Here is a 25,890-nt window from a genome sequence, read left to right as displayed (position 1 = left end):
GCGATACTGGGGGGCTGGAAGGACACCAAGAGAACGGGGCGAGCCTCGATAGCGGTGTTATGGGAGGGCTGGTTTAGGTTACAGACCCTCCTTGAAGGCTATGAACTGGCACTGTCTCTTGAGCATCGACAGATGTGATCAAGAGACAGCCCATCGGTGCCCTTGTTGTATGAGGTGGTTGCCATCAGCCGTGCTTGCGACCGGAGAGGCGGCACCACTCCTCTTTTACCGCGGTCGGGTCCATGTCGAACCACTGGCCGTAAATGGTTTCCAGCTCCGGGGCCTGGCTCTCCAGCACACCGGAGAGCGCCATCAGGCTGCCTGGCTTGCCGTGGCCGGCGATGAGCGGTGCCAGCTCGCGCAGCGGGCCGGCCAGGATGTTGGCCACCACCACGTCCGCTTCTACGTCTTGCGGCTGATCCGCCGGCAGATAGAGTTCGATCTGGCCGGCGACGCCGTTGCGTTCGGCATTGTCGCGGCTGGCCTGAATGGCCTGCGGGTCTATGTCGATGCCGATGACGCGGGCAGCCCCCAGTTTCAGGGCGGCAATGCCGAGAATGCCGGAGCCACAGCCAAAGTCGACCACGGTTTTACCGGTCAGGTCCAGCCCGTCCAGCCACTGCAGGCAGAGCGCTGTGGTGGGGTGGGTACCGGTACCAAATGCCAGACCCGGATCCAGCATGACGTTGACCGCATCGGGGTTTGGCACATCGCGCCAGCTCGGGCAGATCCAGAGCCGTTCGCCAAACTGCATGGGGTGGAAGTGATCCATCCACTCGCGCACCCAGTCCTTGTCTTCCAGCTGCTCGACCTTGTAGCCCACGTCTTCCCCGAAGATCTGCTGGAAGAAGGCGATGGTGGGGGCCGGATCGGTTTCGGCATCGAACAAGCCCATCACTTCGGTCTCGCCCCAGAGCGGGGTTTCACCGGGCAGCGGCTCGTAGACGGGGACATCCTGGGCATCCATAAAGGTCACGGCCTGGGCTCCACGCCCCAGCAGCATGTTGCTCACCTTGTCTGCCGTCTTGGCAGTGGCGTTGATTCGAATTTGTATCCAGGGCATGGCGTCGACTCTTCATAAATGTGAAACCGCGAGATTCTATCATCATGGGCCTGTGCTGTCGTGGTTTGCCCATGTCTGCATGGCGCAGGAAGTGAACTCTGCCGAGTTGGCACGGTTAATGTATTCCTCATTGGGTAACGGGAAGCAACCTGTTCCCGCTGAATGCTTTGCTCTAGGAAAGTTCCGTCATCTTTTTTCAGCCACCTTAGGGTGGCTTTTTTTTTCGGCATTAGTGCTGGCTGGGGAAAACAAGTGCGGATGACAGGCGTGAGGGGATGGAACAGGGGGACGTGGGGCGTTGGCACACAAGATGCAAAGATGGGTATGTCCTGCTTAAGGATATGTGTGTGATTGTTACCCCAACGTTCAGGTATTCAGGGCCATCCCGGCGGGATGGCCCCTTTTTTATGTCGTTTTTATGGTGACTCTGCGTGGTGACTGTCTGGTGCCTGATATGAACTGTGCACTGTTGGGGCCTGTCACTGGTGAAATCACCCCATGATGGTGCAGTTTTTACCTATAAGGGATTAGTTTGCAAATCTGCTCATGTCGATCACCAGCTTGCCCACCATGCGACCGGCTTCCACCTCGGCATGGGCCTGGGCCAGGGTGACCGGGGTCAGCTCGGACAGGGTGCGGGTGAGTGTGCTCTTGAGCACCCCTTGGTCGATGAGGGAGGCAACCTGGCCAAGCAGCTTGTGTTGCTCGATCATGTCCGGGGTCTGGAACAGGGATCGGGTAAACATGAATTCCTGACTGAAGGTGGCGCTCTTGCTCTTGAGCAGGGAGAGATCCCAGGGCTCGCTGGATTCGGCGATGGTGCAGATGTGGCCGAACGGGCGAATGAGGCTGGCCATGGCATCCCAGTGCTGCTCGGTAGCATTGGTGCAGAAGATGGCGTCGAGCTGGGTGATGCCCAGCGCGGTGAGCTCTGCCTGCAGCTTGTGATGGCTTACCACCTGATGGGCGCCCATTTCCAGACACCATTCACGGCTTTCTGGTCGGGAGGCTGTGGCAATCACGTCCATATTGGTGAGCTGGCGAGCCAGCTGAATGGCGATAGAGCCTACCCCACCGGCCCCGCCAATGATCAGCAGCTTGCCTGTGCTCTCGCGGTGAAGGCCGATGCGCTCGAACAGTGTCTCCCAGGCTGTGATGGCGGTGAGCGGCAGGGCGGCGGCTTCCAGGTCGGTCAGACTGGTGGGGGCGAGGGCGGTGATGCGCTCATCCACCAGTTGCAAGGCGCTGTTGCTGCCTGGGCGGCTGATGTCGCCGGCATACCAGACTCTGTCGCCCGCCTTGAACAGGCTCACTTCGCTACCGACGGCAACGACTTCACCGACTGCATCCCAGCCCAGTACACGCGGGCTGGCCTCAATCTTGGCCTTGGGGGCGCGCACCTTGGTATCCACTGGATTGATGGAGGTGGCAGTCACTTTCACCAGCAGATCCCGCGGGCCCGGGGTCGGGTCGGGCAGATTGGCCTCGATGAAGCAGTGGGGGTGATCGCTGGGCAGATAATGGGTGAGGGCAATGGCTTTCATGGCAGTTCCTTTCAAATCGGATGGATTGGGATTGCCAGCTACTCTAGTCTGGTTAATTATTCTTATTAAGATGGGTAATTGGTAAAGACTGTTTGAATATATGAACAATGTCGATCTGGAGTTGATGGGGCTGTTCGCTACCGTGGTGGAGCAGGGCAGTTTTACCGGTGCCGCCGAGGCGCTTGGCATGCCCAAGTCCTCGGTGAGCCAGAAGATCTCGCGGCTCGAAACCCAGCTCGGGGTGCGACTGCTGCAGCGAACCACCCGCAGGCTCAGCCTGACCCCGCAGGGTGAGATCTACGTGGAGCAATGCCAGGCGCTGCTGGCGCTGGCCCGTAGCGCCAATCTGGCGATGGCGCGGTTGCGATCGGCCCCGGCGGGGCGGGTGCGGATCACGGCGCCAGAGGCGACCGGCACCCTGCTGCTTGGCAGGATCCTGGCGGAATTTCGTGCCCTCTATCCCGAGGTGGTGCTGGAGCTGACCCTCTGCGACGATCAGCTGGATCTGGTGGGGGAGGGTTATGATCTGGCGCTGCGGGCGGCGCCGCTGAAAGATTCCAGTCTCATTTGCCGGCGCATTGGTCAGGTGCCGCGTCATCTGGTGGCGGCTCCCGGTTATCTGGCGACTCATGGCGCGCCGCAGCAGTTGTCCGAGTTGGGGCTTCACCCCTGCCTAGTGCACTCGGCATTGCCTGTGTGGCCATTGCAGGAGGGGGGCTGGCGGCCGCAAGGGGCCTGCATCAGCAACAGCTTGCTGGCGCTGCGGGAGTTGGCATTGCACGAAGGCGGGATTGCCCTGTTGCCACATCATGTCTGTCAGGAGGATCTGGCGACGGGGCGGTTGCAGAAATTGCTGCCGGATCACCCCATACCGCCCAATCCCTTCTATCTCATCTACCCGAGCCGGGAACATCTGGCGCCTGCCTTGCGATCTCTGATGGACTTCGTCGCCGAGCGGCTGCCGTTCGCCTGAGCCTACCAATTGCCTGGGCTGGCAGACTCCTGATTGGGTTTGAGGCCGAGCGGTACCGACTGACGCTCCGCCAGCATGCGGATCTGCCCCTCGATCAGGCTGGCGTTGGGGCCCAGCACCAGTACCAGTTGATGGTCGTTGAGCTGGATCCAGGAGAGGCAACCCAGACCCGGCAGGCGGGACTGATCCACCAGCGCTATGTCGCACACCCGCAGACTGAGGCGGGTCAGGCAGACGCTCATGGCTTGCAGATTGTCCATGCCCCCCAGCGCCTTGAGGTACTGGATGGCCAGCATCTGGGGATCCGAGGGGGCGACACTGGCCAACCGTGGGTGCTCATTGGCGATGGGCTTGCTCGGCAGGCTCAGAGGTGCTCGTTCCAGCAGTTGATAGAAGAGCAGTGTGTAGGCGACGAAGAAGAGGATGCCGACCGGAATGAGCCAGAAACTGTGCTCGCCGGACTGATAGCTCAGCACCAGATCCAGCAGACCGGCGGAGAAGTAGCTGCCCACCTGGATGCCAAGCCCGCTGCAGATGGCCAGCGACAAACCGGTCAGCAGGGCATGGGCCAGAAACAGCCAGGGGGCGGTGAAGGCGAACAGGAACTCGATGGGCTCAGTGATCCCCAATAGTGCAGAGGTGAGCGCCAGGGTGAGCAGCAGTCCACCCTGCGGCAGTCGCTGCATGCGCTGGCGGTGCAGCCAGATGGCAAAGCAGGCGCCCGGCAGGCCGAACATTATGATGGGATAGAGACCGGCTACATACCCTTCATGCAGCGGCTGGGCGGTGGCCAGCGCCTGCAGGTTGCTCTCGCCAAGGCCGATGAGACTGCCCAGCACCTGATGCAGGCCAAGGGGGATCAGCAGCCGGTTGAGGGTACCGTAACAGAAGGCGCCCAGTGGGGTGGTGAGCAGTTCCGAGGCCAGCAGCGTGATGCCCTGCTCCAGCAGCGGCCAGAACAGGGAGAGGGGAAACGCCAGCAACAGGCAGGCGATCGCCGAGATGCACAGGCAGGCGAAATCCCCCTGCGCTATCTGCAGCCAGCCAGGTATGGTGCGCCGTTTCACCCAGGGGTAGATGATGGCGGTGGTGAGCCCCGCCAGCAGGCCGCAGATCATGTCCGCATGCAGACCGGGGGCCAGGGTGCCCAGCGCCGAGCTCAGCAGCAGGAAGTTGACCGCCCCGGCCAGCGCCTGGGTGCCCTCTCCTTGTCGGCTCAGGCCGAAGGCGATGGCCACCGCGTAGATGAGCGGCATCTGGCTGAACAGGGCGCGCCCCGTGAGGGAGAGCACAGCCTGATCCAGTACATCCGGTTGACCGAGCCGGTAGAGCAGCGCAGCCAGTGGCAGTATGGAGACCGGCAACAACAGGGCGTAACCGAGTCGTTGCAGGGCCTGGATCAGGGTCTGTCTGGCGTTCTGTACTGGCATAAAGGTGCTGGGTTTTGTGACTTGGCGCACAGTTTACCCGTAAAACACCTATTTGGGGATAGTTTTGGAACCCTTTATTAATCTCTTTGTTACTGCTGTTCGAATAATCGCCGAACCCCCTGACTGGGAGGCGGAGTCAGCAGGCTGACCAGCACAAAGGCAACCAGTCCCAGCCCCAGACTCGGTACTATGGCATGCAGTCCGGCCAGTTTTATCCCCCACTGGCTCAGTACGCCATAGCAGACGATGCCGGATACCATGCTGGCCAGGGCGCCCGGCCCGTTGGCCCGTGACCAGTAGAGGCCGAGTACCAGCGGCCACAGGAACACGGCCTGCAGGCCACCGAAGGCGAGCAGGTTGAGCCAGATGATCATCTCGGGGGGCTGCAGCGCCGCCAGCAATACGAGCGTGCCCAGGATCAGGGTGCAGAGCAGGGAGAGGCGAGGAATGTGCACCTCCAGTTTCTCCTGCTTGGGATTGAGGTAGTTGAGGTAGAGATCCTTCACCAGAGTGGCGGAGGCCTGGATCAGCTGGGAGTCGATGGTGGACATGATGGCCGCCATCGGTGCCGCCAGAAACACCCCGGCCAGCCAGGGCGGCAGCACTTCCATCATCAGGGAGGGCATGATCTTGTCCGGGCTGTCCATGCCGGGCAGGATGGCGCGGCCCAGGGCGCCGGCCAGGTGCATGCCGAACATCAGCAGGGCACTGACGACGGTGCCAATAAGGATGCCGCGATGGAGCGCCTTGCTGTCCCGATAGCCGAAGCAGCGCAGGGCCGAGTGGGGCAGCCCCACCACTCCGACGCAGACCAGGATCCAGAAGCTCAGCATGAAGGGTTGGGTCAGCATGTCGCCGGCCCCCGTCGGACTCACCAGCTTGGGGTCGATCACCTTGAGCTGGTGGATGAGGTTGGGCAATCCATCCCCGGCAATCAGGATCCCAGCCAGCAAGGCGCCGGTGCCGATCAGCATGATGATCCCCTGCAGGGCGTCGGTCATCACCACGGCGCGAAAGCCGCCGATCACTGTGTAGAGCAGCACGCAACTGGCAAACAGCATCAAACCCTGCTGGTAGGAGAGGCCGGTGGCCGTCTCCAGCAGGCGGGCACCGCCGATGAACTGCACCACCATGGTGGCGATAAAGGCGAGGATGATAGTAACGGATCCGAGAATGACCACCGCCTTGCTCTGGTAGCGGGCCCACAGCATGTCATTGATGGTCACCGCATTGACCCGGCGGGCAATGATGGCGAACTTCTTGCCGAGCACCCCCAGGGTAAGCCAGACGGTGGGCAGCTGGATCATTGCCAGCAACACCCAGCCAAGGCCAATCTTGTAGGCGGCACCCGGCCCGCCGATGAAGGACGACGCCGAGGTATAGGTAGCCACCAGCGTCATGGCGAGCACCAGACCGCCCATGCTGCGGTTGCCGATGAAGTACTCCTGCACGAAGTCGCCGCCGGTGCGATGGCGACTGGCCCAGAAACCTATTCCCAGCACCAGCACCAGATAGATGATGAGCGGCAGCATCAGCTCAAGATTCATGGGTGGACTCCTTGGCATGGGGAGGAGGCGTATCGAGGGGAATATCCACAAACAGGCGATCCACCATCAGGCCGCACAGCACAATGAACAGCAGCGGCATCACCATGCAGCTGAGCAGGAACCAGAGCGGCATGTCCCAGTATTCGATCTCTTCCGGGATGAAATACGCAGTGCCATACCAGGCAAAGAAGTAGAGCAGGGTCAGCAGCAGGCAGAGGGCTGCTTCCCGACGAGCGAGCGCGAAACGATTCACCTTGGCCTCCGACAATTTTGAGGGGCGCAAGAATAACAAAAAAGGGCCATGTCGCCATGGCCCTTTTTCAACAGAGGTTCCTTGCGGAGCTGACTTCTATCGGAAGTCATTGTTCTGCCTTGGATCCTTACAGACCCAACTTCTTGTGCAGGTAGTGGGCATTGGAACTGCCACCGTGCAATGTCATCGGGTCTCTATCAGCGATCCTTACAGACCCAACTTCTTGTGCAGGTAGTGGATATTGGTGCCACCGTGCTGGAAGTTTTCGTCCTTCATGATCTCTTTTTGCAGGGAGACGTTGGTCTTGATCCCTTCTACCACCAGCTCGTCCAGCGCCTGGCGCATGCGGGCGATGGCGACGTCACGGTTCTCGCCGTAACAGATCAGCTTGCCGATCATGGAGTCGTAGTAAGGCGGTACCTTGTAACCGGCGTAGATGTGGGAATCCCAACGTACGCCCAGACCACCCGGCGCATGGAAGCGCTGGATCAGGCCCGGAGACGGCATGAAAGTAGCCGGGTCTTCGGCGTTGATCCGGCATTCGATGGCATGGCCACGGATACGGATGTCCTGCTGGGTGATCGACAGGGGCTGGCCGGCGGCGATGCGCAGCTGCTCCTTGATCAGATCCACGCTGGTGACCATCTCGGTGACCGGATGCTCAACCTGGATACGGGTGTTCATCTCGATGAAATAGAACTCGCCGTTTTCGTACAGGAACTCGAAGGTCCCCGCACCGCGGTAGCCGATCTCGATACAGGCGCGCACGCAACGCTCGCCGATGAACTTGCGCATCTCTTCGGTGATGCCCGGTGCCGGTGCCTCTTCGACCACTTTCTGGTGGCGACGCTGCATGGAGCAGTCACGCTCGCCCAGATAGAGGGCGTTGCCCTGGCCGTCTGCCAATATCTGAATTTCGATATGGCGCGGGTTCTCCAGGTACTTCTCCATGTAGACCATGTCGTTCTTGAAGAACTGGCCTGCTTCGGATTTGGTCAGGGCGATGGCGGCAGCCAGCTCGGCTTCATTGCGCACCACGCGCATGCCGCGACCACCACCGCCACCGGCGGCCTTGATGATCACCGGATAACCAATGCGCTTGGCGATGGCGGCGTTGTGCTTGGCATCGCTGTCGACCGGGCCGTCAGAGCCAGGCACGCAAGGTACGCCCGCTTTTTTCATCGCCTCGATGGCGGAGACCTTGTCACCCATCAGGCGAATGGTCTCGGCGCGCGGGCCGATGAAAATGAAGCCGGATTTTTCGACCACTTCGGCGAAATCGGCGTTCTCCGAGAGGAAGCCGTAACCCGGGTGGATGGCAACGGCACCCGTGACCTCGGCAGCGGCTATGATCGCCGGCACATTGAGGTAGGATTCACCGCTGGCAGGCTTGCCGATGCAGATGGTTTCGTCGGCCAGGAGCACATGTTTGAGCTCCCGATCGGCGGTGGAGTGAACGGCCACTGTCTTGATCCCGAGCTCTTTGCAAGCGCGCAGGATCCGCAGGGCAATTTCACCGCGGTTGGCGATGACTACTTTGTCCAACATGGGTGGCAACTTCCCTTATTCGATGATGAACAGCGGCTCGTCAAATTCGACGGCCTGACCATTTTCAACCAGGATCGCTTTGATCACGCCGGTCTTGTCAGACTCGATTTGGTTCATCATTTTCATGGCTTCGACGATGCACAGGGTATCGCCGACATTGACGTGCTGACCGACTTCCGCGAACGGCTTGGCTTCCGGGCTGGAGGAGCGATAGAAAGAGCCAACCATGGGGGAGCGCATCAGGTGACCACTCGGGGTGGCCGCATCTGCGGTCGGTGCGACGGCGGCGGCTGCCGGTGCGGCGGCAGGGGCCATGGCCGGCTGCATCATCATCTGCGGCATGGCGGTGGTCACCTGACCGGAGAAGTTGCGGCTGATGCGAACGGACTCTTCACCTTCGGAGATCTCCAGTTCGGCAATGCCGGACTCTTCAACCAGTTCAATCAGCTTCTTGATTTTGCGGATATCCATTAGCATTCTCTTTCTTCTTTATCTGATCAGTGATTATCAAGCCGCGCGCAACTGATGCACGGCCGCGGTTAAAGCGAATTGGTAGCCATCTGCACCCAGCCCGCAGATTACTCCTTTAGCGACATCAGACAGATAGGAGTGATGACGGAAAGGCTCCCTGGCATGGACGTTTGACAGGTGCACCTCGATAAAGGGGATGGCGACACCCAGCAGCGCATCGCGGATGGCGACACTGGTGTGGGTGAAGGCGGCTGGATTGATGATGATATAATCCACCTGGCCCATGGCCTGGTGGATGCGGCTGACCAACTCATGTTCGGCGTTGGATTGCAGGTGTTCCAGTGTGACGCCGAGTTCGCTGGCGTTGTGCTTCAGATCGGCGACGATCTCATCGAGCGTCTTGCTGCCGTAGATGCCCGGTTCCCGTTTGCCCAGCAGGTTCAGATTTGGCCCGTTGAGCAGGAGAATACGGTGATTTTGCGACATATTGAGTACATCCTCGATGATAATGCTGCTATCTACCAGCTATCTTGTGGACTACCAGAAATCTAGCCATTTTCTGCGCAATTCGGTGTGCACTGGCACACAGATTTCGCAATTATATTGATTTCGTGAAAATTAGCAGCATTTTACTGGTCTAATCTCTACATCTGTCTGTTTTTTGCACTAAGTGATGAGCTGTTCAATTGCTCAGTAGCAGAGACGACAAAGCCGGCACTGGGCCGGCTCTGGAGGCAGATAACGGGCTACATCAGGCCGCTTCCGACTTCTCGCGGATGAGTTTATCCACGACCCCGGGATCCGCCAGAGTGGAGATATCCCCCAGGCTGTCGGTCTCGCCTGCCGCGATCTTGCGCTGCATTATGGAGCGCATGATCAGGCCGCTTCCGACTTCTCGCGGATGAGTTTATCCACGACCCCGGGATCCGCCAGAGTGGAGATATCCCCCAGGCTGTCGGTCTCGCCGGTGGCTATTTTGCGCAGGATGCGGCGCATGATCTTGCCGGAACGGGTCTTCGGCAGCCCCTCCGCCCAGTGGATCACATCCGGGGTGGCGATGGCACCAATCTCCTTGCGCACCCACTCCTTCACTTCTTTGTGCAGCTCGCGGCTAGGCTCTTCTCCGGCGATCAGGGTGACATAGGCGTAGATGCCCTGACCCTTGATCTCGTGGGGCACCCCCACCACCGCCGCTTCGGCGATCTTGGGATGGGCGACCAGCGCCGACTCTATTTCGGCGGTCCCCATGCGATGGCCGGAGACGTTGAGTACATCATCCACCCGTCCCGTGATCCAGTAGTAACCATCTTCGTCGCGACGGGCGCCGTCGCCGGTGAAGTAACGACCCGGGAAGGTGGAGAAGTAGGTCTGCTCGAAGCGCTCATGATCGCCAAACACGGTGCGCATCTGACCCGGCCAGGAGTCGGTGATCACCAGGTTGCCCTCTGTGGCACCCTCCAGTGGTTCGCCCATGTTGTCCACCAGCGCTGGCTGTACCCCGAAGAAGGGACGGGTGGCCGATCCCGGTTTCAGGTCGGTGACGCCGGGCAGCGGGCTGATGAGGATGCCGCCGGTCTCGGTCTGCCACCAGGTATCGACGATGGGGCAGCGTTCCTCGCCTATGGTGCGGTAGTACCACTCCCAAGCTTCCGGGTTGATGGGCTCGCCCACTGAACCCATGATGCGCAGGCTCTGGCGGGAAGTGCCCTCGACCGCATCACGGCCCTTGGCCATGAGGGCGCGGATCGCCGTCGGGGCCGTGTAGAGGATGGTGACTTGGTGCTTGTCCACCACCTGGCTCATGCGGTTGGTGGCCGGGTAGTTGGGCACTCCTTCGAACATGATGGTGGTGGCGCCGTTGGCGAGCGGCCCGTAGACCAGATAGGAGTGGCCCGTGACCCAACCCACGTCGGCGGTACACCAGTAGATGTCCTCCTCGTGGTAGTCGAACACGTACTTGAAGGTGAGGGTGGCGTAGACCAGATAGCCGCCGGTGGTGTGCAACACTCCCTTGGGCTTGCCGGTGGAACCCGAGGTGTAGAGGACGAACAGGGGATCTTCGGCGTTCATTGCCTCGGGTGGGCAGTCGCTGCTGGCGGCGGCAGTTGCCTCATGCCACCAGATGTCCCTGTGGTTGTGCCAGGCAACGTTGCCGCCGGTGCGCTTGAGCACTATCACCTTGCTGACCCGGGTATCCGGATTGGTGAGCGCTTCATCCACGTTTTTCTTGAGCGGGACAGGGCGGCCGCCACGCAGCCCCTCGTCGGCCGTGATGACGATGGAGGAGCCTGAGTCAATGATGCGACCGGCCAGGGCCTCCGGCGAGAAGCCGCCGAAGACGATGCTGTGCACGGCACCGATACGGGTACAGGCCAGCATGGCGATGGCCGCTTCCGGCACCATGGGCATGTAGAGGCAGACCACATCACCCCGATGCACACCCTGTGCTTTCAATACGTTGGAAAACTTGCACACCTCGGCGTGCAGCTCGCGGTAGGTCAGCTTGCGATCCTCTGCCGGGTTGTCCCCTTCCCAGATGATTGCAACCTTGTCACCGCGCTGTGCCAGATGGCGATCCAGGCAGTTGGCCGAGACGTTGAGCAGGCCATCCTCATACCACTTGATGGAGACATGCCCTGGGTCGTACGAGGTGTTCTTGACCTTGGTATAGGGCTTCATCCAGTCGATGATTTTTCCCTGTTCACCCCAGAAGGCATCCGGATCCTGCACGGAGGCTCGGTACATGGCCTCGTAACCTGCCTTGTCCAGCAGGGCGCTGTTGCTGATGTGGGCTTTGACCGGGTAGACCTTGCTCTCGCTCATCTGTCACTCCTTTGAATACATTATTGTAATGATTAAGTAACAACTTATACCTTTGGCGTACGAGGGCAATTAGACTTTTGGATAGATGGAAACATCTGCTTACAGTGCCATTCGTGACAATTCATCGGCGATTGAGTAAAAACATCGGTTTTATCGATGGAGATAGCCATGTTGTCCCTGCTCCTTTGCACCGCCCTCTGGCAGTCCGATGCCTCTACGCTTGCCGATGAAGCCGCACTGGCTGCTCCCCAACCCAAAGAGTTCCCCGTGACGCGCGATCAGAGCGGCTCGCCAGCAGTGCGAGAGCGTATTGCCGATCAGATGGGCAATGCATTTCTGGCGCGCAAACCCCCCGTGACAGTTACCCTAGGGCAGCCAAAACCGCGCTACCCGAAGGATGCACTGATGGCAGACTCGCTCCAGGGCCAGAGCGAGGGGTGGGATGCCAGGTTGACGTTCAGTGAGTGAGCCGTATTTTCGATCATTAAGCGATTCTTGCAGCACTTGCCGGCTTCAGCACCAGACTCCCTTGCGGGGAGTCAGCTGGGCAGCCAGATGGGGTTCGGTCAAGGGGTGGCTGAACAGGTAGCCCTGTCCCTCCTGACAGTGCAGGGATTGCAGAAACTGGCGCTGGGCCTGGGTCTCGATCCCCTCGGCGGTGACCGCCATGCCCAGGCTGTCGGCCAGGTTGATGATGGTGCGGCACAGCTCCCGACTGTGCTTGTCATCGGGCAGAGCCTGCACGAAGGTTTGATCTATCTTGATGCGATCGATGGGCAGGCTTTTGAGCAAGCTCAGGGATGAGAAGCCGGTGCCGAAGTCATCGATGGCAATCTGCACCCCCAGCGCCTTGAGGCGGGTGAACAGCTGCAAGCTATGGTCGACTCGCTGTATGATGCTTTCCGTCACCTCTATCTCCAGCCGCTCCGCCGGGAAGCCGGTCTCCGCCAGGATGGCCGCGACCCGCTCCACATAGCCAATGGCGCGCATCTCCCTTACCGACACATTGACCGAGAGCCGTGGCACGGCCAGCCCGGCCGTCAGCCATGCCTGTCCCTGCTGGCAAGCGGTGCGCATTACCCACTCCCCAATCTGTTCTATCAAACCACACTCCTCTGCCACCGGTATGAAGCGGGCTGGCGCTATCATGCCTTCGCTGGGATGTTGCCAGCGCAACAGGGCTTCCAGCCCACTCAGGCGGTTATTGGCCAGATCCGTCATGGGTTGATACAGGATGCAGAGCTGATGCTGATCAATGGCCTTGAGCAGTCCCTGCTCCATGCTCATCCGTTCCCGTGTCTGTTCGGCCATGTCGGGACTGTAAAACAGATAGCCGTTGCGGCCCTGGCTTTTGGCTTCGTACATGGCGTTGTCGGCGGCACTGACCAGGGCGTCCGGGCTCCGGGCGTGCTCAGGGTAGAGGGCTATGCCTATGCTGGCGGAGATGGCGACCTGCTCGTGTTCCAGTTCGACCGGCTCGCGCAGACGTGCCAGCAGCTGTTCGGCGAGCTGTGCCAGCTCATCCTGTTGTTCGAAATAGGGGATCAGCACCAGGAATTCATCTCCACCTAGCCGAATGGCAACATCGTTGTGACGCAGGCTTTGGCGGATGCGCCCGGCCAGCAGCTTGAGCAGTTGGTCCCCCGCCCTGTGGCCCAGGTTGTCATTGATCAGTTTGAAACCGTCGAGGTCGATGAACAGCAGGGCGAGTTGCTGCCGATTGAGCTGGGCCGTCTTGATTTCCAGTTCGAGCCGCTCCTGCAACAGGTTGCGGTTGCCAAGTTCGGTCAGAGGATCGTGATAGGCGAGGTGATTGAGCTGCGCCTCTGCCTTGCGAATGGCGCTGATGTCGGAGAAGGTGATCACATAGTGGGCCGTGTTGTGGCGGCTGTCATAGACGGCGCTGACATGCTGCCAGGAGGTGAAGTAGTCGCCATCCTTGCGCAGACACATCATCTCCCCGTGCCAGGCGTGGCTGCCGGGCAGCAGGGTGTGCCAGGGGTAGTCAATGTCGGTATGGCGACGGGGATGCATGATGGCTTCCGGTGACTTGCCCACTATCTCGTCCGGTTCGTACTGGGTCATGTTGCAGAAAGCCGGGTTGACCGAAATGATCTGGCGCTGCCCATCCATGATGATGATGCCTTCTGCCGTGGTGTCGAAGACCACATTGGCCTGGCGCAGCTTGTCTTCCTGATTGCAGCGATCGGTTGCATCGTGGATCACCCCCATGATGCGGCGTCCCTGAGTGTCGGTGGCGGCCACATGATCGGCATGGAGATCGACCCAGCCTCGCATCTGGTTGGGCCCCAGGTAGCTTAACGTCAGGTGAAGGGGGGCCGTGCCGTTGAGGGCGGTTCTGAGCTGCTCCCCCGACACGGGATCGAAGCGCTTGATGAAGCTATCCATTCCCCCCTGAAACTGGTTGGCGGCCGTGCCGAGCAGGCGTTCCACCTGGCCATCAAATTGCAACCTGTCTTCGGCCACATGCCACTCCCAGACGCCAATCTGGCCTGCATTCATGGCCAGTTGCAGCCGTTGCTGCACTTCATACTGTTCGGTGACATCCCGCACTATGGTCAGTATGCCGTCAGGAGTGCCCTGTTCATCCAGCATGGGGCTGTAGATTGCCTGCCAGCGTCGTTGCTGGCCCTGATGGGCCTCCGTCTGGCCGCTCAGGCTCAATTCCACCTGGGGAATGCCGCTGCTGATGATCTGTTGAAACAGGGGTTCCAGCACAGGGGCCAGCGTCGGCACTATGTCACGCAGGTATTTGCCGTAGTGATCTTCCCGGGAGAGGCCGTTGATATCGGCCAGCGTCTGGTTGACGCTGCGGCAGCGAAAGTAGCGGTCGAACACGCCTATGCCGAACGGCGCCAGCTCAAACAGCTGTTGCAGCTCGCTTGGATTCATTTGACCCGGCGTTGGCGGATCTGGCATGGATTCGGATGTCTCTTCCTGCATGACGGCTCCTGAATTGACTTTCTTGTCATTTAAGGTGTTGTCAGTATGGCATGAAGCGCTTTGGAGGGAAGAGAGAGGGCTGCATTTGCCCCCTATCTGGTTGTGTTGCCGGTTGAAGTGATGGTTACCAGCTGAAGCGATAGCTTAGGGTCAGGTTCACCACGGGTTGCCAATCGCGATCCTTGATGAGCCACTGTTTGGCGCCAACTTCTGTGCCCAGTCGCCACTGTTGCCAGCCCCAGCTGCGCTCCAGCGTGACGCCCCAATCCCGCCACCCCTCGCTGGCACCATAGGCCGCCATGTGAGCCTGGCTGCCTCGCGTCAGCCAGAGATTGAGGGAGAGGGCTGCCGGCAGTGGCAGGCTGTGTTCCATATACCAGGTATGGCCATAGCGACCGGTCACATCATAGAGCTGACCCAGGCTCAGCTGATGATCCTCGTCCAGTTGCCAGCCGAGGCGCCAGAGCGCACTGAAACGGGTGCGATCCACCACCTGCATGGGACTGACCCCCAGTGCGAGGAAGCTCTGCTTGTAGAGCGGCAAGGCCAGCCCGGCGCTCTGTCCATCGGCAAAGATCAGGCCGACCATGGTTTCTCGCTCATAGGCGAGCCAGAAGTGGGCGCTGGCGTCAGCCTTGACCCCGGCCTGATTGCTGTCGAGTTGCCACTGGCCGCCCACCTGCCACAGGTTATCCTGCTCCTTGGCCGACAAGGGCAGCGCGAGTGGCAGGGTCAGCAGCAGCCAGCGACTACTTGCCATAGAGCCGCACCCAGTCTCTGTCCTGATGCATGCCCATCAGGTGGCAGATGATGCCGGAGCGCTGGAAGGCATAGATGAGTAGCACGCTGGTGGCACTGAGCAGCATGATAAGGCCGAAGCTGTTGGGCAGAATGGTGCCTTGGCGGGCAGTCCACCACAGCAGCAAGGGGCCCCACAGGTGCACGAAGATACTCTTGTGGAAGATGAAGACGGTCAGCGAATACATGCCGATCCAGTTGAGCGGTCGCCAGCACAGGTTGATGTTGCGCTGATGCAGCCAGAGTACGGCCCCGATCACCAGAAACTCCATGCCCCAGATCCCGGCGCGTCCCGTCATGTCCAGCGCCAGCTCGTGCTCGTTGGCGTAGATGTCACTGAGTTCGACCGAACTGCTCTCGCCAAACGCAAGATAGATAACGAGGGCGATGAGGGAGAGGGTGAGTACCAGGCCATTGAGGCGATCCCGCCACTGGGGGCGCTGATGCCAGCACCAGCCGTACAGGAAACCGAAGCAGCCGCTGGCCATGAAGAGATCGAGGCGGGCATCCAGCTCATAGTCGGGGTGCACGTGCAGCTTCATCCAGCTGTCGATATTGCCAAGCAGGGTCTGCACGCCGAATTGATCCAGCAGCAGGCTGAGGACTGTCAGTACCAGCATGCCGCGGATGCCGAACCAGGCGTAAACCAGAGAGAAGAGTGCCAGCAGGCACATCCACAGCATGACAGGATAGAAGGAGATGGCCTCGCCGAAGTTGGGGGCTATGACCAGCCCTTCGACATAGAGCATCAGTATGATGCTGGCAAACAGCACCAGCTTGCCGCCCAGTTGTGGTCTGAAACGCTCCTGGCTGCGACGGCTCAGGTTGAAGGCCGCCAGGGCCAGGTAGATCTGGCTCACCCAGGGGATAAGCCAGGCCGAGACCTGTGCCGTGGTGTTATCCATGGGCAGCAGGTGGCCGGCCATCGCCTTGTGTGACAGATAGAAGCTGTCCCAGAGGGCATGTTCACGGTTGAAAAAGTCGATGTACCAGTAGTTGAGGTAGCCGGTGTAGTGCTCGAAGACGGCCATGAAGATGACAAGCCCTCGCAACAGATCGAGACCCGTGATGCGCGCATCCTGTGGAGGCATGCTGTTGCTCCTGTGTCGGTTGGTAAAAAGGAGCCGCACTATAACGGTTGCAACAAAACTGAATGGGAGCTGAATGTAAGCAGATGTTACCGGCCCCCACCACGCCGACCTTGCTGGGACGGGGAATGCGGGGATCCTGCTGTCATGATTTGTAATACTTTTGGTGGTTTTTCAGCCTTTCTGACGGCCGAATGCCTGAATGCCGCGCGTCAGCACCAGCAGGCCGAGCACATGAAAGGGCAGGGAGAGGGCAAGTAGCAAGAGCCAGTGGGCTTCACTGCCGCTGGCATTGATAAAGCCTATCCAGGCGACCAGCAGGGTCAGCATGCCGGCTATCTGAAAACGGCGGCGAAGCACCACCTCCACCCCCAGGTTGGCGAGATAGAGGGTCAAGAGTATGCCGCCGAAACCGGTGAGCTGGGCCGTGCCATACAGATCTCTGTCCGGATTGAACAGCAAGCTGAAGAGCGGCGTCAGACCCTGATCCTGCGGGATCAGGGTCAGCAGCCAGCAGGCGATCAGTAGCAGGGCGGTTTTCATCGGCTCAGTCGGCGGAGGATGCCGGTTTGACCAGGCTGAGGTAGTTGGCATCCATGGTGAGGAATACACCCAGCAAGCGAGCACTGGCGCCGTAGAAACCGAAGGGATCGGCGGCGCGGCAAGCGGCTTCGAAATAGGGGAACCAGGCCAGCAGATGGCCATGCAGCAAGGCTTCCTGCTCGCCTAGCCACTGTTCACGCTGATCGGCACTGAGGGCTTCGGCGGCACGTATGATGAGGTTGCCCATCAGATCCAGTTCGACCCCAAGGTGATCGACAGGCTGCGGGTATTTGGCACTGACATCGATGGCAAGGCGCACCAGTCGTTGCTGCATGCGGCCGAGGGATGAGGCATCCAGATGGGCGGATTCATAAGGTTGAACGGCCGTATCGGCCAGAAACAGGCCCTTGAAGTCGGCCGCCAGGGCAGTGGCGCGCTCGTCACGCACCAGCAGGCGGGCGATGGCCTCATTGAGCTCGGTGACGGCCGGGCGCATGGGATCCAGCGTGGAGAGGCTCTTCAGGAAGCTTCGCACATCGTAGCTGTCGTATTCGGCGATCTGTTCATCGCTGAGCTCGGCGCTAAACAGGGTGGCGAACCACCAGTAAAGTTCGGCCCGACGTTCGCTAGTGGCCAGAAATTCCTGCATTTTTCCTCCGTGGATGGCAAGCGGGAAACAGAGTGAGCCCGATTCTAACGGCTTTGGCAGAAAAGTTAACCCATAGGTGACAATTCGGCGAACAAGCCAGAAAAAACGCCGCCGATGGCGACGTTTTCAGGGCGTATTGATGGCAACTCAGAGGGGCGGGTCTTGAACTGAGGCAGCCTATCGGCTATTTCGTGCCGGGGCGCTTTGGAGCCCACGAAGATGTGGAAGCCGGGTCGCTGGCTCTGAGCCTGGTCGAGGATCCCTAGGCGTAATCGGCCCTGGCGAGCTGGCGGATCTCACGGTGATGAATCAGATATCAGATCTCTTCGCGGTAGATCGCCTTCTTGCAACGGGTGCAGATATGCTGGCGGCGAAAATCGGTCTGGTGCAGCAGGCCGACATCCAGTTGCTGATGATGGCCGCAGTGAATGCAGAAGATGATATCGCCATCGATGGCCTCCGGATGCGCCGCCAGATACTGCTCTTTGGTGGGCAATGTCTCCCACTGGGTGGTGAAAGGGCTTTTGCGACTGCCGGTATAGTAGACCCAATAGAAAACAGCAAATACCGATATGATCAGAAAAAGCATCAGGTTATCCATCATGGTGTACCCCCGTGTTGAGGTGATGCAAGGAAGGATGAGAGAGGCTTGACCCGCCATGGAACAGGTGTGTCGAGTGGAAATTCTTGCTGCCAGCGTTCGGTCGGCAGGCAGGCTGGCGAAAGCTCAGTGCCAGGGGAAGGTGCAAATCGAGATCCATCGGGAGCGTGGCGAGGGTCTTGCCCGGCATGTTTTGCCTCCATCTATTGGCGGTGCAACCGCTGTGCCGTGTAAAGATGTTATCTGTTAGTAACGGCTATATCCATGATCTGGCTCTGGTTTTGGCTGTTTGTTGTCCCGGTTTCTGTTTACTGGCAGGGCTATGGTGTGATGGGTATCGGGGACGGATGGACAGAGGGAGGATTATTCGCCAGCACTATTGTCAGCACGAATGCCAGCGCTATGGCTAAGGGGAGAGCCTGCACTGACTTCGAAATTCGCGACACATTTTACATTTTATAAACATTTTTTTGGGTGGTTGGACTGTCTCTTTGATCCAGCTCACGTTACAATGCGCGGGCCCACTTCACCTAACGCGCAAACGATTTTCAGGAGAGAAACGGATGTTGAAACGTGACATGACCATCGCCAATTATGATCCGCAATTGTGGCAGGCCATCACAGACGAGACCCGTCGTCAGGAAGAGCACATCGAGCTGATCGCGTCTGAGAACTACACCAGCCCCCGCGTCATGGAAGCCCAGGGCTCCCAGCTGACCAACAAGTACGCTGAAGGCTATCCGGCCAAGCGCTACTACGGTGGTTGCGAGTACGTCGACGTGGTTGAAACCCTGGCCATCGAGCGCGCCAAGGAACTGTTTGGTGCCACTTACGCCAACGTGCAGCCGCATTCCGGCTCCCAGGCCAACAGCGCCGTTTACATGGCTCTGCTGCAGCCGGGTGACACAGTGCTGGGCATGAACCTGGCCCATGGTGGTCACCTGACCCACGGCTCCCCCGTCAACTTCTCCGGCAAGCTGTACAACATCATTCCTTACGGTATCGATGAGTCCGGCAAGATTGACTATGACGAAATGGAACGTCTGGCCGTCGAGCACAAGCCGAAGATGATGATAGGTGGCTTCTCCGCCTACTCAGGTATCGTCGACTGGGCCCGCATGCGTGAAATCGCCGACAAGATTGGTGCCTGGCTGTTCGTCGACATGGCTCACGTAGCCGGTCTGATTGCCGCTGGCGTCTATCCGAACCCGGTGCCCCACGCCCACGTGGTTACCTCCACTACCCACAAGACCCTGGCCGGTCCCCGTGGTGGTCTGATCCTCTCCGCCGCTGACGACGAAGATCTGTACAAGAAGCTGAACTCAGCCGTCTTCCCGGGCGGCCAGGGTGGCCCGCTGATGCATGTCATCGCCGGTAAAGCCGTGGCATTCAAAGAGGCGCTGGAGCCCGAGTTCAAGACCTATCAGGCTCAAGTCGTCAAGAACGCCAAAGCCATGGCGGCGACCTTCATCGAGCGTGGTTACAAGATCGTCTCTGGCGGTACCGACAACCATCTCATGCTGGTTGATCTGATCGGCCGTGAGCTGACCGGTAAAGAAGCCGATGCTGCTCTTGGCAAAGCCAACATCACAGTCAACAAGAACTCTGTGCCGAACGACCCGCGTTCCCCGTTCGTCACCTCAGGTGTGCGGATCGGTACCCCGGCCATCACCCGCCGCGGTTTCAAGGAAGCCGAGTCCATTGAGCTGACCAACTGGATCTGTGACGTGCTGGACAACCATGACAACGACGAAGTGCTGGCCAACACCCGCGAAAAGGTGCTGGATATCTGCCGTCGTTTCCCGGTTTATGCCTGATACACCAGCCATGCTGGTTTGAGACCAATGCCACCTGCGGGTGGCATTGTTTTTTCTGTCTCGGCCCCGCCATGGGCGCCGAGCTTGTGCAGACATAGGAGGCATAATGCCAGCCCAGCCCGGTATCACAGATGACGATCTGATCGTGTCCATCCGTGCCCAGTACCATTTTCGCGATAGTCCGGAGGGGCTGCTGGCATGGGATGTACGGCGTCTGGTGCGGTTGAGCCAAGGCTTGCCGGTGCAAGCTGTGCCATTGGTACAGATTGCCGAGCTGGATACCGATCACTGGTACGGACACGGCGTGGCCAGACCCACGGTGCGCAGCATAGCCGAGCATTGTCAGTTGATTGCCAGTGCTTCCCTTGCCTATCCCATCATTCTGGATAGTGCAGGTCGGGTCATGGATGGCATGCACAGGGTGTGCAAGGCATTGATAGAGGGGCACACTCACATTGATGCGGTGCAGTTTGCGCAAGATCCGGCACCCGACCATGCAGGTTGTGACCCCGCAGACTTGCCCTATGACGACTGAGTTTCTGGTTGAGTGAATGGTTAAATATCGCCTTGCTGGCGGTATTTTTTAGCTGGAGAAAGTGCGATGAAGAGAGTGCTGGAAATCCGCAGTTATCGGCTCAAGGCGGGGAGCCGCGCCGAGTTTCATGCGCTGGTGACCGAGCAGAGCATGCCACTGCACCGTAAATGGGGGATGGACGTGGTGAGCCACGGCCCCTCCCTGCATGATCCGGATGCCTATTTTCTGATGCGGGCATACGATGATCTTGCGCATCTGAGCGCTTCCCAGGCGGCATTCTATGCAACGGATGCTTGGCGAGAAGGCCCGAGAGACGCCATTGTTGCGCTGATCGAAGCGGATGCAAATACCGTCATCTGCTTGCCTGCAACGGCCATAGACGGACTTCGCACCCTCTGAAGTGTTTAAGGAATATAGACGGTGACATATTGTTTTTCTGGGCTTTTACCGGTTTTGGATGGCCGTGCTACACTGGCCCGCCAAGATCCTGCCCCTGTGGTCAGGTGCCCTGTTTGTTAACGCCGGAGGTCCGATGCATTGCCCTTTCTGTAGTGCGGTTGATACCAAGGTGATCGATTCCCGTCTGGTGGCAGAGGGCCATCAGGTACGCCGCCGTCGTGAGTGCCTGCTCTGTCACGAGCGCTTCACCACCTTCGAGATGGCCGAGCTGGTGATGCCCCGTGTCATCAAGTCCAACGGCTCCCGCGAGCCCTTCAATGAAGAGAAGCTGCGTGGTGGCATCCTGCGGGCGCTGGAGAAGCGACCCGTGAGCATGGAAGCCATCGAGAAGGGGGTCAACCATATCAAGTCCTGCCTGCGAGCCACCGGTGAGCGCGAAGTCGCCTCCCAGCTGGTGGGCAATCTGGTGATGGATGAGCTCAAGAGCCTGGACAAGGTCGCCTATATCCGTTTTGCCTCCGTCTATCGCAGCTTCGAGGACATCCGCGAGTTCGGCGAAGAGATCGCCAAGCTGGAGAAATAAGCTTCCCAATGTCCGGTTACGCTGCGCCAATCGAACCTACAACGCCCATTTTCTCGCTTTGAACGGGAGCCCAGATGTTTAGTCAAGATGATTACCAATGGATGAATCGGGCCCTTGAACTGGCCCGCCGCGGCCGCTATACCACGGCCCCCAATCCCTGTGTCGGCGCCGTGTTGGTGAAAGCCGGCGTTGTGGTCGGCGAGGGATGGCACAAACGAGCCGGAGAACCCCATGCCGAGGTCTATGCCCTGCATGAGGCCGGTGACGAAGCCCGTGGTGCGACCGCTTATGTGACTCTGGAGCCCTGCTCCCATCATGGACGTACCCCCCCTTGCGCCGAGGCGCTGATCAAGGCCGGGGTGACCCGGGTGGTGGCGGCCATGGTCGACCCCAACCCCGAGGTGGGCGGGCGTGGTCTGCGGATGTTGTCGGAAGCGGGCATCAAGACCGATTTTGGCTTGCTGTCGAGTGAAGCCGAGGCGCTCAATCCGGGCTTCTTCAAGCGGATGCGTACCGCTTTCCCGCTGGTGACCGTCAAACTCGGTGCCAGCCTCGATGGCCGCACCGCCATGGCAAGCGGCGAGAGTCAGTGGATAACGGGCCCCCTGGCCCGTGCCGATGTGCAGCGGCTGCGCGCCGGTCACGACGCCGTGCTCTCCAGCGCCGAAACCGTGCTGGCCGATGGTGCCTCGCTGACGGTGCGTTGGGACGAGCTGCCCCCCTCGGTCAAGGCCAGCTATCCCAAAGAGACCCTGCGCCAGCCTCTGCGGGTCATCGTCGATTCCCAGAACCGGCTGACCCCGGACTTGCCCCTGTTCCAGAGCACCTGCCCTGTCTTGCTGGCCCGTCACAAGGCGGCTGGCGACTGGCCTGAATGGGTGCAGCAACTGGAGCTGCCCCTGCTGGATGGCAAGCTGGATCTGGTCAGCCTCTTTATGCTGCTGGCCAAGCGGAACATCAATTCCGTGCTGGTGGAAGCCGGAGCCAGGCTTTGCGGTGCCTTGCTGGACAAGGGGCTGGTGGATGAGCTGGTGCTTTATCAGGCGCCGAAACTGATGGGGGATGAGGGGCGTGGCCTGTTCCATCTGCCAGCGCTCACCCGTCTTTTCCAGGCGCCCAAGCTCTGCATCAAGGATGTGCGGCTGGTGGGACAGGATATCCGCATCACCTCCAGGATAGCCTGATTTTCCAATTGTTACCGGGGGCCGAACCGGCCCCGTCATCATCAAGGTGATCTGCATGTTTACCGGAATTATCGAAGCGGTGGGAACCCTTGCCGCGCTGCGCCGCCAGGGCGAGGATATGGCGCTCACAGTCCACGCGCCGACGCTGGATTTTGGCGACGTCAAGCTGGGCGACTCCATTGCCACCAATGGCGTCTGCCTGACCGTGATTGGTCTTGGCGACAAGAGTTACACTGCCGATGTGTCGCTGGAAACCCTGTCTCGTACCGGTTTCGCCGCGGCCAAAGTCGGCGATCCCGTCAATCTGGAGAAGGCCTTGATGCCGACCTCCCGGCTTGGCGGCCATCTGGTCTCCGGTCATGTGGACGGGGTGGGTGAGGTGAAGAGCAAGTCCAGCAGCGGCCGCGCCATCGAATACTGGATCAAGGCACCGGCGGAACTCTCCCGCTACATCGCCGAGAAGGGGTCGATCGCGGTAGATGGCATCAGCCTGACGGTCAATGCCGTGCAGGGGGACTTGTTTCGCCTCACCATAGTGCCGCACACCGCTCAGGAGACCACCATAGCTCGCTGGAAACCGGGTCATCACGTGAATCTCGAGGTGGATCAGATAGCCCGTTATCTGGAGCGGCTGATGCAAGGCAAGGCGCAGGACGCTGCTACCTCCAGCCTGACTCTGGAGAAACTGGCCCAGTCCGGCTTCCTGTAAGTGGCGAAACAGCTGACCAAAACGATTTTCTGTGATCCCGCTCTGATTGAAATGGGGCCCAGAGCCCCCATCTAGAGCAACATAATTCTGTATCAAAGTGAGCCTCCGGGCTCAATCCCCGAAGCAAGTTGATGGAGTAGCCCATGGCGCTGAGCACAACCCAGGAAATCATTGCCGATATCAAGGCTGGCAAGATGGTGATCCTGATGGATGACGAAGACAGGGAGAACGAAGGGGACCTCATCATGGCCGCCTCCTGTGTCCGCCCGGAGGATATCAACTTCATGGCCCGTTACGGCCGTGGCCTCATCTGCCTGACTTTGACCCGGGATCGCTGCAAGCAGCTGGCGCTGCCGCTGATGGTGGATCGCAACAATGCCCAGTTCTCCACTGCCTTCACCGTGACCATAGAAGCGGCCGAGGGGGTGACCACAGGTATTTCAGCGGCGGATCGCGCCGTCACAGTACAGGCCGCCGTGGCGCCCGATGCCAAGGCCGCCGACCTGGTGCAGCCGGGCCACATATTCCCGCTGATGGCCCAGGATGGTGGCGTGCTGACCCGCGCCGGCCACACCGAAGCGGGTTGCGATCTGGCCCGTCTTGCCGGTTACGAGGCCGCTTCCGTCATCGTCGAGATCCTCAACGAGGATGGCTCCATGGCCCGTCGTCCGGATCTGGAAGTATTCGCCGAGCAGCACGGCATCAAGCTTGGCACCATCGCCGACCTCATCGAGTACCGCAACCAGCACGAAACCACGGTGGAGAAAGTGGCCGAGTGCAAACTGCCTACCGAATATGGGGAGTTCGACCTCATTACTTTCCGCGACACCATCGACAATCAGGTTCACTTCGCCCTGAAAAAGGGTGAGATACAGGCTGACCAGCCCACTCTGGTGCGGGTACACCTGCACGATGTGCTGAGCGATCTGCTGTTGACCGACCGCCATGCCGCCCGCAGCTGGCCCTTGCCCAAATCCATGGCCCGCATCGCCCAGGAAGGCGGCGTGCTGGTGATCCTGGGGGCCGAGGCCCACGGCGCCGAGTTGCTGGCGCGGGTCAAGGGCTTTGAGGCCGCCGACAAGGGGCTGCAACCGGAAGGAGCCAAGTGGCAGGGTACTTCGCGTCGGGTCGGTGTCGGCTCCCAGATCCTCAAGACCCTGGGGGTTGGCAAGATGCGGCTCTTGAGCTCGCCGAAGAAATACCACGCCCTCGGCGGTTTCGGCCTGGAAGTGGTGGAATACGTAGGCGAATAAGCACGTCGCCCGCATGACATTGCGATCATGGCCGCCCGTTGCGGCCATGGTTTTTGTCGTGGGTCTGTTGTGCTAGAATATGCGCACTTTTGACTCCGGCCCCTTTTGATTGCACAGATACAGGATTTCCAATGAAGGTTATCGAAGGAAATATCGCCGCTCCTGAGGCGCGCGTTGCTATTGTCGTTGCCCGTTTCAACAGCTTCATCAACGAAAGCCTGGTAGACGGTGCTGTGGACGTACTGAAGCGTCAAGGTCAAGTCCAGGACAGCAATCTCACCCTGGTACGCGTGCCGGGCGCCGTCGAAATTCCCTTGGCTATCAAGAAGCTGGCCAAGAGTGGTCAATACGATGCCATAGTTGCGCTGGGCACCGTCATCCGTGGCGGCACCTATCACTTCGAGCTGGTGGCAAGCGAGAGCAGCAAGGGCATGGCCCAGGTAATGATGGAATATGAAATTCCGGTTGCCTTCGGCGTGCTGACCACAGAAAACATTGAACAAGCCATCGAGCGAGCCGGTACCAAGGCGGGTAACAAGGGTGCAGAGGCTGCACTGAGCGCGCTCGAAATGATCAACGTCCTGAAACAGCTGGACGTGTAACGAGGAGAAGTACATTGAAACCGTCCGAGCGCCGTAAAGCCCGCCATTGCGCCACCCAGGCCATCTACCAGTGGCAGATGACCAGGGCCAACGTGGGCGACATCGAAGAGCAGTTCAAGATCGATCAGGACACCAAGGGTGTGGACCTGAACTATTTCCGCGATCTGCTGTTCGGGGTAGCCCTCCACTGCAACGAGCTGGACAAGGTGTTTGCACCTTTCCTCTCCCGTCCGCTGGAAGAAGTGGACATGGTGGACAAGGCGATCCTGCGTCTGGCGACCTATGAGCTGACCCGTCGCGATGATGTGCCGCCCCGTGTGGTGATCAACGAAGCGATCGAGCTGGCCAAGGCCTTTGCTGCCGATGACAGCCACAAGTTTGTCAACGGTGTACTGGACAAGGTGATCAAGACGCTGAACAAGCGTTGATCCTGATGTCCATCAGCATCACGAGCGTGTTTACGGCTTCGCAGCAAGATCGTGAACCGCTTTGAAGAGAGGAGCCAGCCTAACC

26 protein-coding genes and 1 pseudogene are annotated in these 25,890 nt (G+C 59.7%); 11 read left to right on the top strand and 16 right to left on the bottom strand.

Annotation, left to right across the window (positions count from 1 at the left end; translation table 11 throughout):
* Nucleotides 1-184 precede the first annotated feature (184 nt).
* Both prmA and GWQ29_RS03290 read right to left on the bottom strand, forming a co-directional pair.
* Nucleotides 185-1,063 carry a 50S ribosomal protein L11 methyltransferase gene (gene prmA, locus GWQ29_RS03295; protein ID WP_042020960.1) on the bottom strand — a complete coding sequence of 293 codons (879 nt, stop codon included), beginning with the start codon at nucleotides 1,061-1,063 and terminating at the stop codon, nucleotides 185-187.
* A gap of 527 nt (nucleotides 1,064-1,590) precedes the next feature.
* Complete coding sequence (locus GWQ29_RS03290) at nucleotides 1,591-2,607, bottom strand: zinc-binding alcohol dehydrogenase family protein (RefSeq protein WP_275918746.1); 1,017 nt, start codon at nucleotides 2,605-2,607, stop codon at nucleotides 1,591-1,593.
* 100 nt (nucleotides 2,608-2,707) lie between these two features.
* Here GWQ29_RS03290 and GWQ29_RS03285 point away from each other — a divergent pair, with 100 nt between their 5' ends.
* Entirely contained in the window at nucleotides 2,708-3,580 is an 873-nt protein-coding gene (locus GWQ29_RS03285) for a LysR family transcriptional regulator (protein WP_275918745.1), read from the top strand.
* Between the two features lie 2 nt (nucleotides 3,581-3,582).
* Here GWQ29_RS03285 and GWQ29_RS03280 read toward each other — a convergent pair whose 3' ends face one another.
* The 7 genes from GWQ29_RS03280 to acs form a co-directional block, all read right to left on the bottom strand.
* Nucleotides 3,583-5,010: a PTS transporter subunit EIIC gene (locus tag GWQ29_RS03280; RefSeq protein WP_275918744.1), complete on the bottom strand. Its 1,428-nt coding sequence runs from the start codon at nucleotides 5,008-5,010 to the stop codon at nucleotides 3,583-3,585.
* An 89-nt stretch (nucleotides 5,011-5,099) separates the two neighbouring features.
* Nucleotides 5,100-6,557 carry a sodium/pantothenate symporter gene (panF, locus tag GWQ29_RS03275; protein ID WP_275918743.1) on the bottom strand — a complete coding sequence of 486 codons (1,458 nt, stop codon included), beginning with the start codon at nucleotides 6,555-6,557 and terminating at the stop codon, nucleotides 5,100-5,102.
* Nucleotides 6,547-6,810: a YhdT family protein gene (locus GWQ29_RS03270; protein WP_111588442.1), complete on the bottom strand. Its 264-nt coding sequence runs from the start codon at nucleotides 6,808-6,810 to the stop codon at nucleotides 6,547-6,549. The genes panF and GWQ29_RS03270 overlap by 11 nt, the downstream gene beginning before the upstream one ends.
* Nucleotides 6,811-7,017: 207 nt before the next feature.
* Nucleotides 7,018-8,358, bottom strand: a complete 1,341-nt coding sequence (gene accC, locus GWQ29_RS03265) for an acetyl-CoA carboxylase biotin carboxylase subunit (RefSeq protein ID WP_005317655.1) — start codon at nucleotides 8,356-8,358, stop codon at nucleotides 7,018-7,020.
* A 15-nt stretch (nucleotides 8,359-8,373) separates the two neighbouring features.
* Nucleotides 8,374-8,829: an acetyl-CoA carboxylase biotin carboxyl carrier protein gene (gene accB, locus GWQ29_RS03260; protein ID WP_034283807.1), complete on the bottom strand. Its 456-nt coding sequence runs from the start codon at nucleotides 8,827-8,829 to the stop codon at nucleotides 8,374-8,376.
* 36 nt (nucleotides 8,830-8,865) lie between these two features.
* Nucleotides 8,866-9,315 carry a type II 3-dehydroquinate dehydratase gene (gene aroQ, locus GWQ29_RS03255; RefSeq protein ID WP_021138116.1) on the bottom strand — a complete coding sequence of 150 codons (450 nt, stop codon included), beginning with the start codon at nucleotides 9,313-9,315 and terminating at the stop codon, nucleotides 8,866-8,868.
* A gap of 390 nt (nucleotides 9,316-9,705) precedes the next feature.
* Nucleotides 9,706-11,652 carry an acetate--CoA ligase gene (gene acs / locus GWQ29_RS03250; RefSeq protein WP_275918742.1) on the bottom strand — a complete coding sequence of 649 codons (1,947 nt, stop codon included), beginning with the start codon at nucleotides 11,650-11,652 and terminating at the stop codon, nucleotides 9,706-9,708.
* Nucleotides 11,653-11,820: 168 nt separating this feature from the next.
* Here acs and GWQ29_RS03245 point away from each other — a divergent pair, with 168 nt between their 5' ends.
* Nucleotides 11,821-12,120 (top strand): hypothetical protein, encoded by a 300-nt coding sequence (locus tag GWQ29_RS03245; protein WP_005317639.1) that lies wholly within the window; start codon nucleotides 11,821-11,823, stop codon nucleotides 12,118-12,120.
* A 45-nt stretch (nucleotides 12,121-12,165) separates the two neighbouring features.
* Here the strand turns inward: GWQ29_RS03245 and GWQ29_RS03240 are convergent, their stop codons facing one another.
* The 7 genes and pseudogenes from GWQ29_RS03240 to GWQ29_RS03210 form a co-directional block, all read right to left on the bottom strand.
* Nucleotides 12,166-14,616 (bottom strand): EAL domain-containing protein, encoded by a 2,451-nt coding sequence (locus GWQ29_RS03240; protein WP_275918741.1) that lies wholly within the window; start codon nucleotides 14,614-14,616, stop codon nucleotides 12,166-12,168.
* Nucleotides 14,617-14,740: 124 nt separating this feature from the next.
* Nucleotides 14,741-15,376: a hypothetical protein gene (locus tag GWQ29_RS03235; RefSeq protein ID WP_275918740.1), complete on the bottom strand. Its 636-nt coding sequence runs from the start codon at nucleotides 15,374-15,376 to the stop codon at nucleotides 14,741-14,743.
* Nucleotides 15,366-16,505 (bottom strand): hypothetical protein, encoded by a 1,140-nt coding sequence (locus GWQ29_RS03230; protein WP_021138121.1) that lies wholly within the window; start codon nucleotides 16,503-16,505, stop codon nucleotides 15,366-15,368. Before GWQ29_RS03230 ends, GWQ29_RS03235 begins: the two co-directional genes overlap by 11 nt.
* A 171-nt stretch (nucleotides 16,506-16,676) precedes the next feature.
* Nucleotides 16,677-17,045, bottom strand: coding sequence for a hypothetical protein (locus GWQ29_RS03225; protein ID WP_005317625.1), 369 nt, complete (start codon nucleotides 17,043-17,045; stop codon nucleotides 16,677-16,679).
* A 4-nt stretch (nucleotides 17,046-17,049) separates the two neighbouring features.
* Complete coding sequence (gene torD / locus GWQ29_RS03220) at nucleotides 17,050-17,694, bottom strand: molecular chaperone TorD (protein ID WP_275918739.1); 645 nt, start codon at nucleotides 17,692-17,694, stop codon at nucleotides 17,050-17,052.
* A gap of 149 nt (nucleotides 17,695-17,843) precedes the next feature.
* A pseudogene (locus GWQ29_RS03215) lies at nucleotides 17,844-17,966 on the bottom strand (ADP-ribosylglycohydrolase); the annotation flags it as partial.
* A 44-nt stretch (nucleotides 17,967-18,010) separates the two neighbouring features.
* Nucleotides 18,011-18,298, bottom strand: coding sequence for a hypothetical protein (locus GWQ29_RS03210; protein ID WP_021138124.1), 288 nt, complete (start codon nucleotides 18,296-18,298; stop codon nucleotides 18,011-18,013).
* A gap of 560 nt (nucleotides 18,299-18,858) precedes the next feature.
* Here GWQ29_RS03210 and glyA point away from each other — a divergent pair.
* From glyA to nusB, 9 genes are all read left to right on the top strand, one after another.
* Nucleotides 18,859-20,112 (top strand): serine hydroxymethyltransferase, encoded by a 1,254-nt coding sequence (gene glyA, locus GWQ29_RS03205; RefSeq protein ID WP_111588446.1) that lies wholly within the window; start codon nucleotides 18,859-18,861, stop codon nucleotides 20,110-20,112.
* Nucleotides 20,113-20,218: 106 nt separating this feature from the next.
* A complete protein-coding gene (locus GWQ29_RS03200) occupies nucleotides 20,219-20,647 on the top strand; it encodes a hypothetical protein (RefSeq protein WP_275907439.1) in 429 nt (142 codons plus the stop codon).
* A gap of 66 nt (nucleotides 20,648-20,713) precedes the next feature.
* Nucleotides 20,714-21,046: an NIPSNAP family protein gene (locus GWQ29_RS03195; protein ID WP_275918738.1), complete on the top strand. Its 333-nt coding sequence runs from the start codon at nucleotides 20,714-20,716 to the stop codon at nucleotides 21,044-21,046.
* A gap of 133 nt (nucleotides 21,047-21,179) precedes the next feature.
* Complete coding sequence (gene nrdR / locus GWQ29_RS03190; RefSeq protein ID WP_005317604.1) at nucleotides 21,180-21,629, top strand: transcriptional regulator NrdR; 450 nt, start codon at nucleotides 21,180-21,182, stop codon at nucleotides 21,627-21,629.
* Nucleotides 21,630-21,703: 74 nt separating this feature from the next.
* Nucleotides 21,704-22,813 carry a bifunctional diaminohydroxyphosphoribosylaminopyrimidine deaminase/5-amino-6-(5-phosphoribosylamino)uracil reductase RibD gene (gene ribD, locus GWQ29_RS03185; RefSeq protein WP_275918737.1) on the top strand — a complete coding sequence of 370 codons (1,110 nt, stop codon included), beginning with the start codon at nucleotides 21,704-21,706 and terminating at the stop codon, nucleotides 22,811-22,813.
* 55 nt (nucleotides 22,814-22,868) lie between these two features.
* Nucleotides 22,869-23,522, top strand: a complete 654-nt coding sequence (locus GWQ29_RS03180; RefSeq protein ID WP_058393748.1) for a riboflavin synthase — start codon at nucleotides 22,869-22,871, stop codon at nucleotides 23,520-23,522.
* 143 nt (nucleotides 23,523-23,665) lie between these two features.
* Nucleotides 23,666-24,775, top strand: a complete 1,110-nt coding sequence (gene ribBA / locus GWQ29_RS03175; protein WP_058393749.1) for a bifunctional 3,4-dihydroxy-2-butanone-4-phosphate synthase/GTP cyclohydrolase II — start codon at nucleotides 23,666-23,668, stop codon at nucleotides 24,773-24,775.
* A 131-nt stretch (nucleotides 24,776-24,906) separates the two neighbouring features.
* On the top strand, nucleotides 24,907-25,377 hold the full coding sequence (gene ribE, locus GWQ29_RS03170) for a 6,7-dimethyl-8-ribityllumazine synthase (protein WP_005317595.1): 471 nt from the start codon (nucleotides 24,907-24,909) through the stop codon (nucleotides 25,375-25,377).
* A gap of 14 nt (nucleotides 25,378-25,391) precedes the next feature.
* Nucleotides 25,392-25,805: a transcription antitermination factor NusB gene (gene nusB / locus GWQ29_RS03165; RefSeq protein ID WP_005317593.1), complete on the top strand. Its 414-nt coding sequence runs from the start codon at nucleotides 25,392-25,394 to the stop codon at nucleotides 25,803-25,805.
* Nucleotides 25,806-25,890: the final 85 nt, after the last annotated feature.

This window comes from Aeromonas sp. 2HA2 (assembly GCF_029237345.1).
GTDB classification, from domain to species: Bacteria; Pseudomonadota; Gammaproteobacteria; order Enterobacterales; family Aeromonadaceae; genus Aeromonas; species Aeromonas salmonicida.
This window is presented reverse-complemented; position numbering and strand designations above follow the sequence as displayed.

Bases quoted from the DNA above. Each gene is read 5' to 3' on its own strand.
- GWQ29_RS03200 (WP_275907439.1), top strand. From the start codon at position 20,219: ATGCCAGCCCAGCCCGGTATCACAGATGACGATCTGATCGTGTCCATC.
- GWQ29_RS03210 (WP_021138124.1), bottom strand. From the start codon at position 18,298: ATGATGGATAACCTGATGCTTTTTCTGATCATATCGGTATTTGCTGTT.
- ribD (WP_275918737.1), top strand. From the start codon at position 21,704: ATGTTTAGTCAAGATGATTACCAATGGATGAATCGGGCCCTTGAACTG.
- GWQ29_RS03230 (WP_021138121.1), bottom strand. From the start codon at position 16,505: ATGCCTCCACAGGATGCGCGCATCACGGGTCTCGATCTGTTGCGAGGG.
- torD (WP_275918739.1), bottom strand. From the start codon at position 17,694: ATGCAGGAATTTCTGGCCACTAGCGAACGTCGGGCCGAACTTTACTGG.
- accB (WP_034283807.1), bottom strand. From the start codon at position 8,829: ATGGATATCCGCAAAATCAAGAAGCTGATTGAACTGGTTGAAGAGTCC.
- aroQ (WP_021138116.1), bottom strand. From the start codon at position 9,315: ATGTCGCAAAATCACCGTATTCTCCTGCTCAACGGGCCAAATCTGAAC.
- GWQ29_RS03240 (WP_275918741.1), bottom strand. From the start codon at position 14,616: ATGCAGGAAGAGACATCCGAATCCATGCCAGATCCGCCAACGCCGGGT.
- acs (WP_275918742.1), bottom strand. From the start codon at position 11,652: ATGAGCGAGAGCAAGGTCTACCCGGTCAAAGCCCACATCAGCAACAGC.
- GWQ29_RS03180 (WP_058393748.1), top strand. From the start codon at position 22,869: ATGTTTACCGGAATTATCGAAGCGGTGGGAACCCTTGCCGCGCTGCGC.
- accC (WP_005317655.1), bottom strand. From the start codon at position 8,358: ATGTTGGACAAAGTAGTCATCGCCAACCGCGGTGAAATTGCCCTGCGG.
- ribBA (WP_058393749.1), top strand. From the start codon at position 23,666: ATGGCGCTGAGCACAACCCAGGAAATCATTGCCGATATCAAGGCTGGC.
- panF (WP_275918743.1), bottom strand. From the start codon at position 6,557: ATGAATCTTGAGCTGATGCTGCCGCTCATCATCTATCTGGTGCTGGTG.
- glyA (WP_111588446.1), top strand. From the start codon at position 18,859: ATGTTGAAACGTGACATGACCATCGCCAATTATGATCCGCAATTGTGG.
- GWQ29_RS03245 (WP_005317639.1), top strand. From the start codon at position 11,821: ATGTTGTCCCTGCTCCTTTGCACCGCCCTCTGGCAGTCCGATGCCTCT.
- GWQ29_RS03235 (WP_275918740.1), bottom strand. From the start codon at position 15,376: ATGGCAAGTAGTCGCTGGCTGCTGCTGACCCTGCCACTCGCGCTGCCC.
- nrdR (WP_005317604.1), top strand. From the start codon at position 21,180: ATGCATTGCCCTTTCTGTAGTGCGGTTGATACCAAGGTGATCGATTCC.
- GWQ29_RS03285 (WP_275918745.1), top strand. From the start codon at position 2,708: ATGAACAATGTCGATCTGGAGTTGATGGGGCTGTTCGCTACCGTGGTG.
- GWQ29_RS03195 (WP_275918738.1), top strand. From the start codon at position 20,714: ATGAAGAGAGTGCTGGAAATCCGCAGTTATCGGCTCAAGGCGGGGAGC.
- ribE (WP_005317595.1), top strand. From the start codon at position 24,907: ATGAAGGTTATCGAAGGAAATATCGCCGCTCCTGAGGCGCGCGTTGCT.
- GWQ29_RS03280 (WP_275918744.1), bottom strand. From the start codon at position 5,010: ATGCCAGTACAGAACGCCAGACAGACCCTGATCCAGGCCCTGCAACGA.
- GWQ29_RS03290 (WP_275918746.1), bottom strand. From the start codon at position 2,607: ATGAAAGCCATTGCCCTCACCCATTATCTGCCCAGCGATCACCCCCAC.
- prmA (WP_042020960.1), bottom strand. From the start codon at position 1,063: ATGCCCTGGATACAAATTCGAATCAACGCCACTGCCAAGACGGCAGAC.
- GWQ29_RS03225 (WP_005317625.1), bottom strand. From the start codon at position 17,045: ATGAAAACCGCCCTGCTACTGATCGCCTGCTGGCTGCTGACCCTGATC.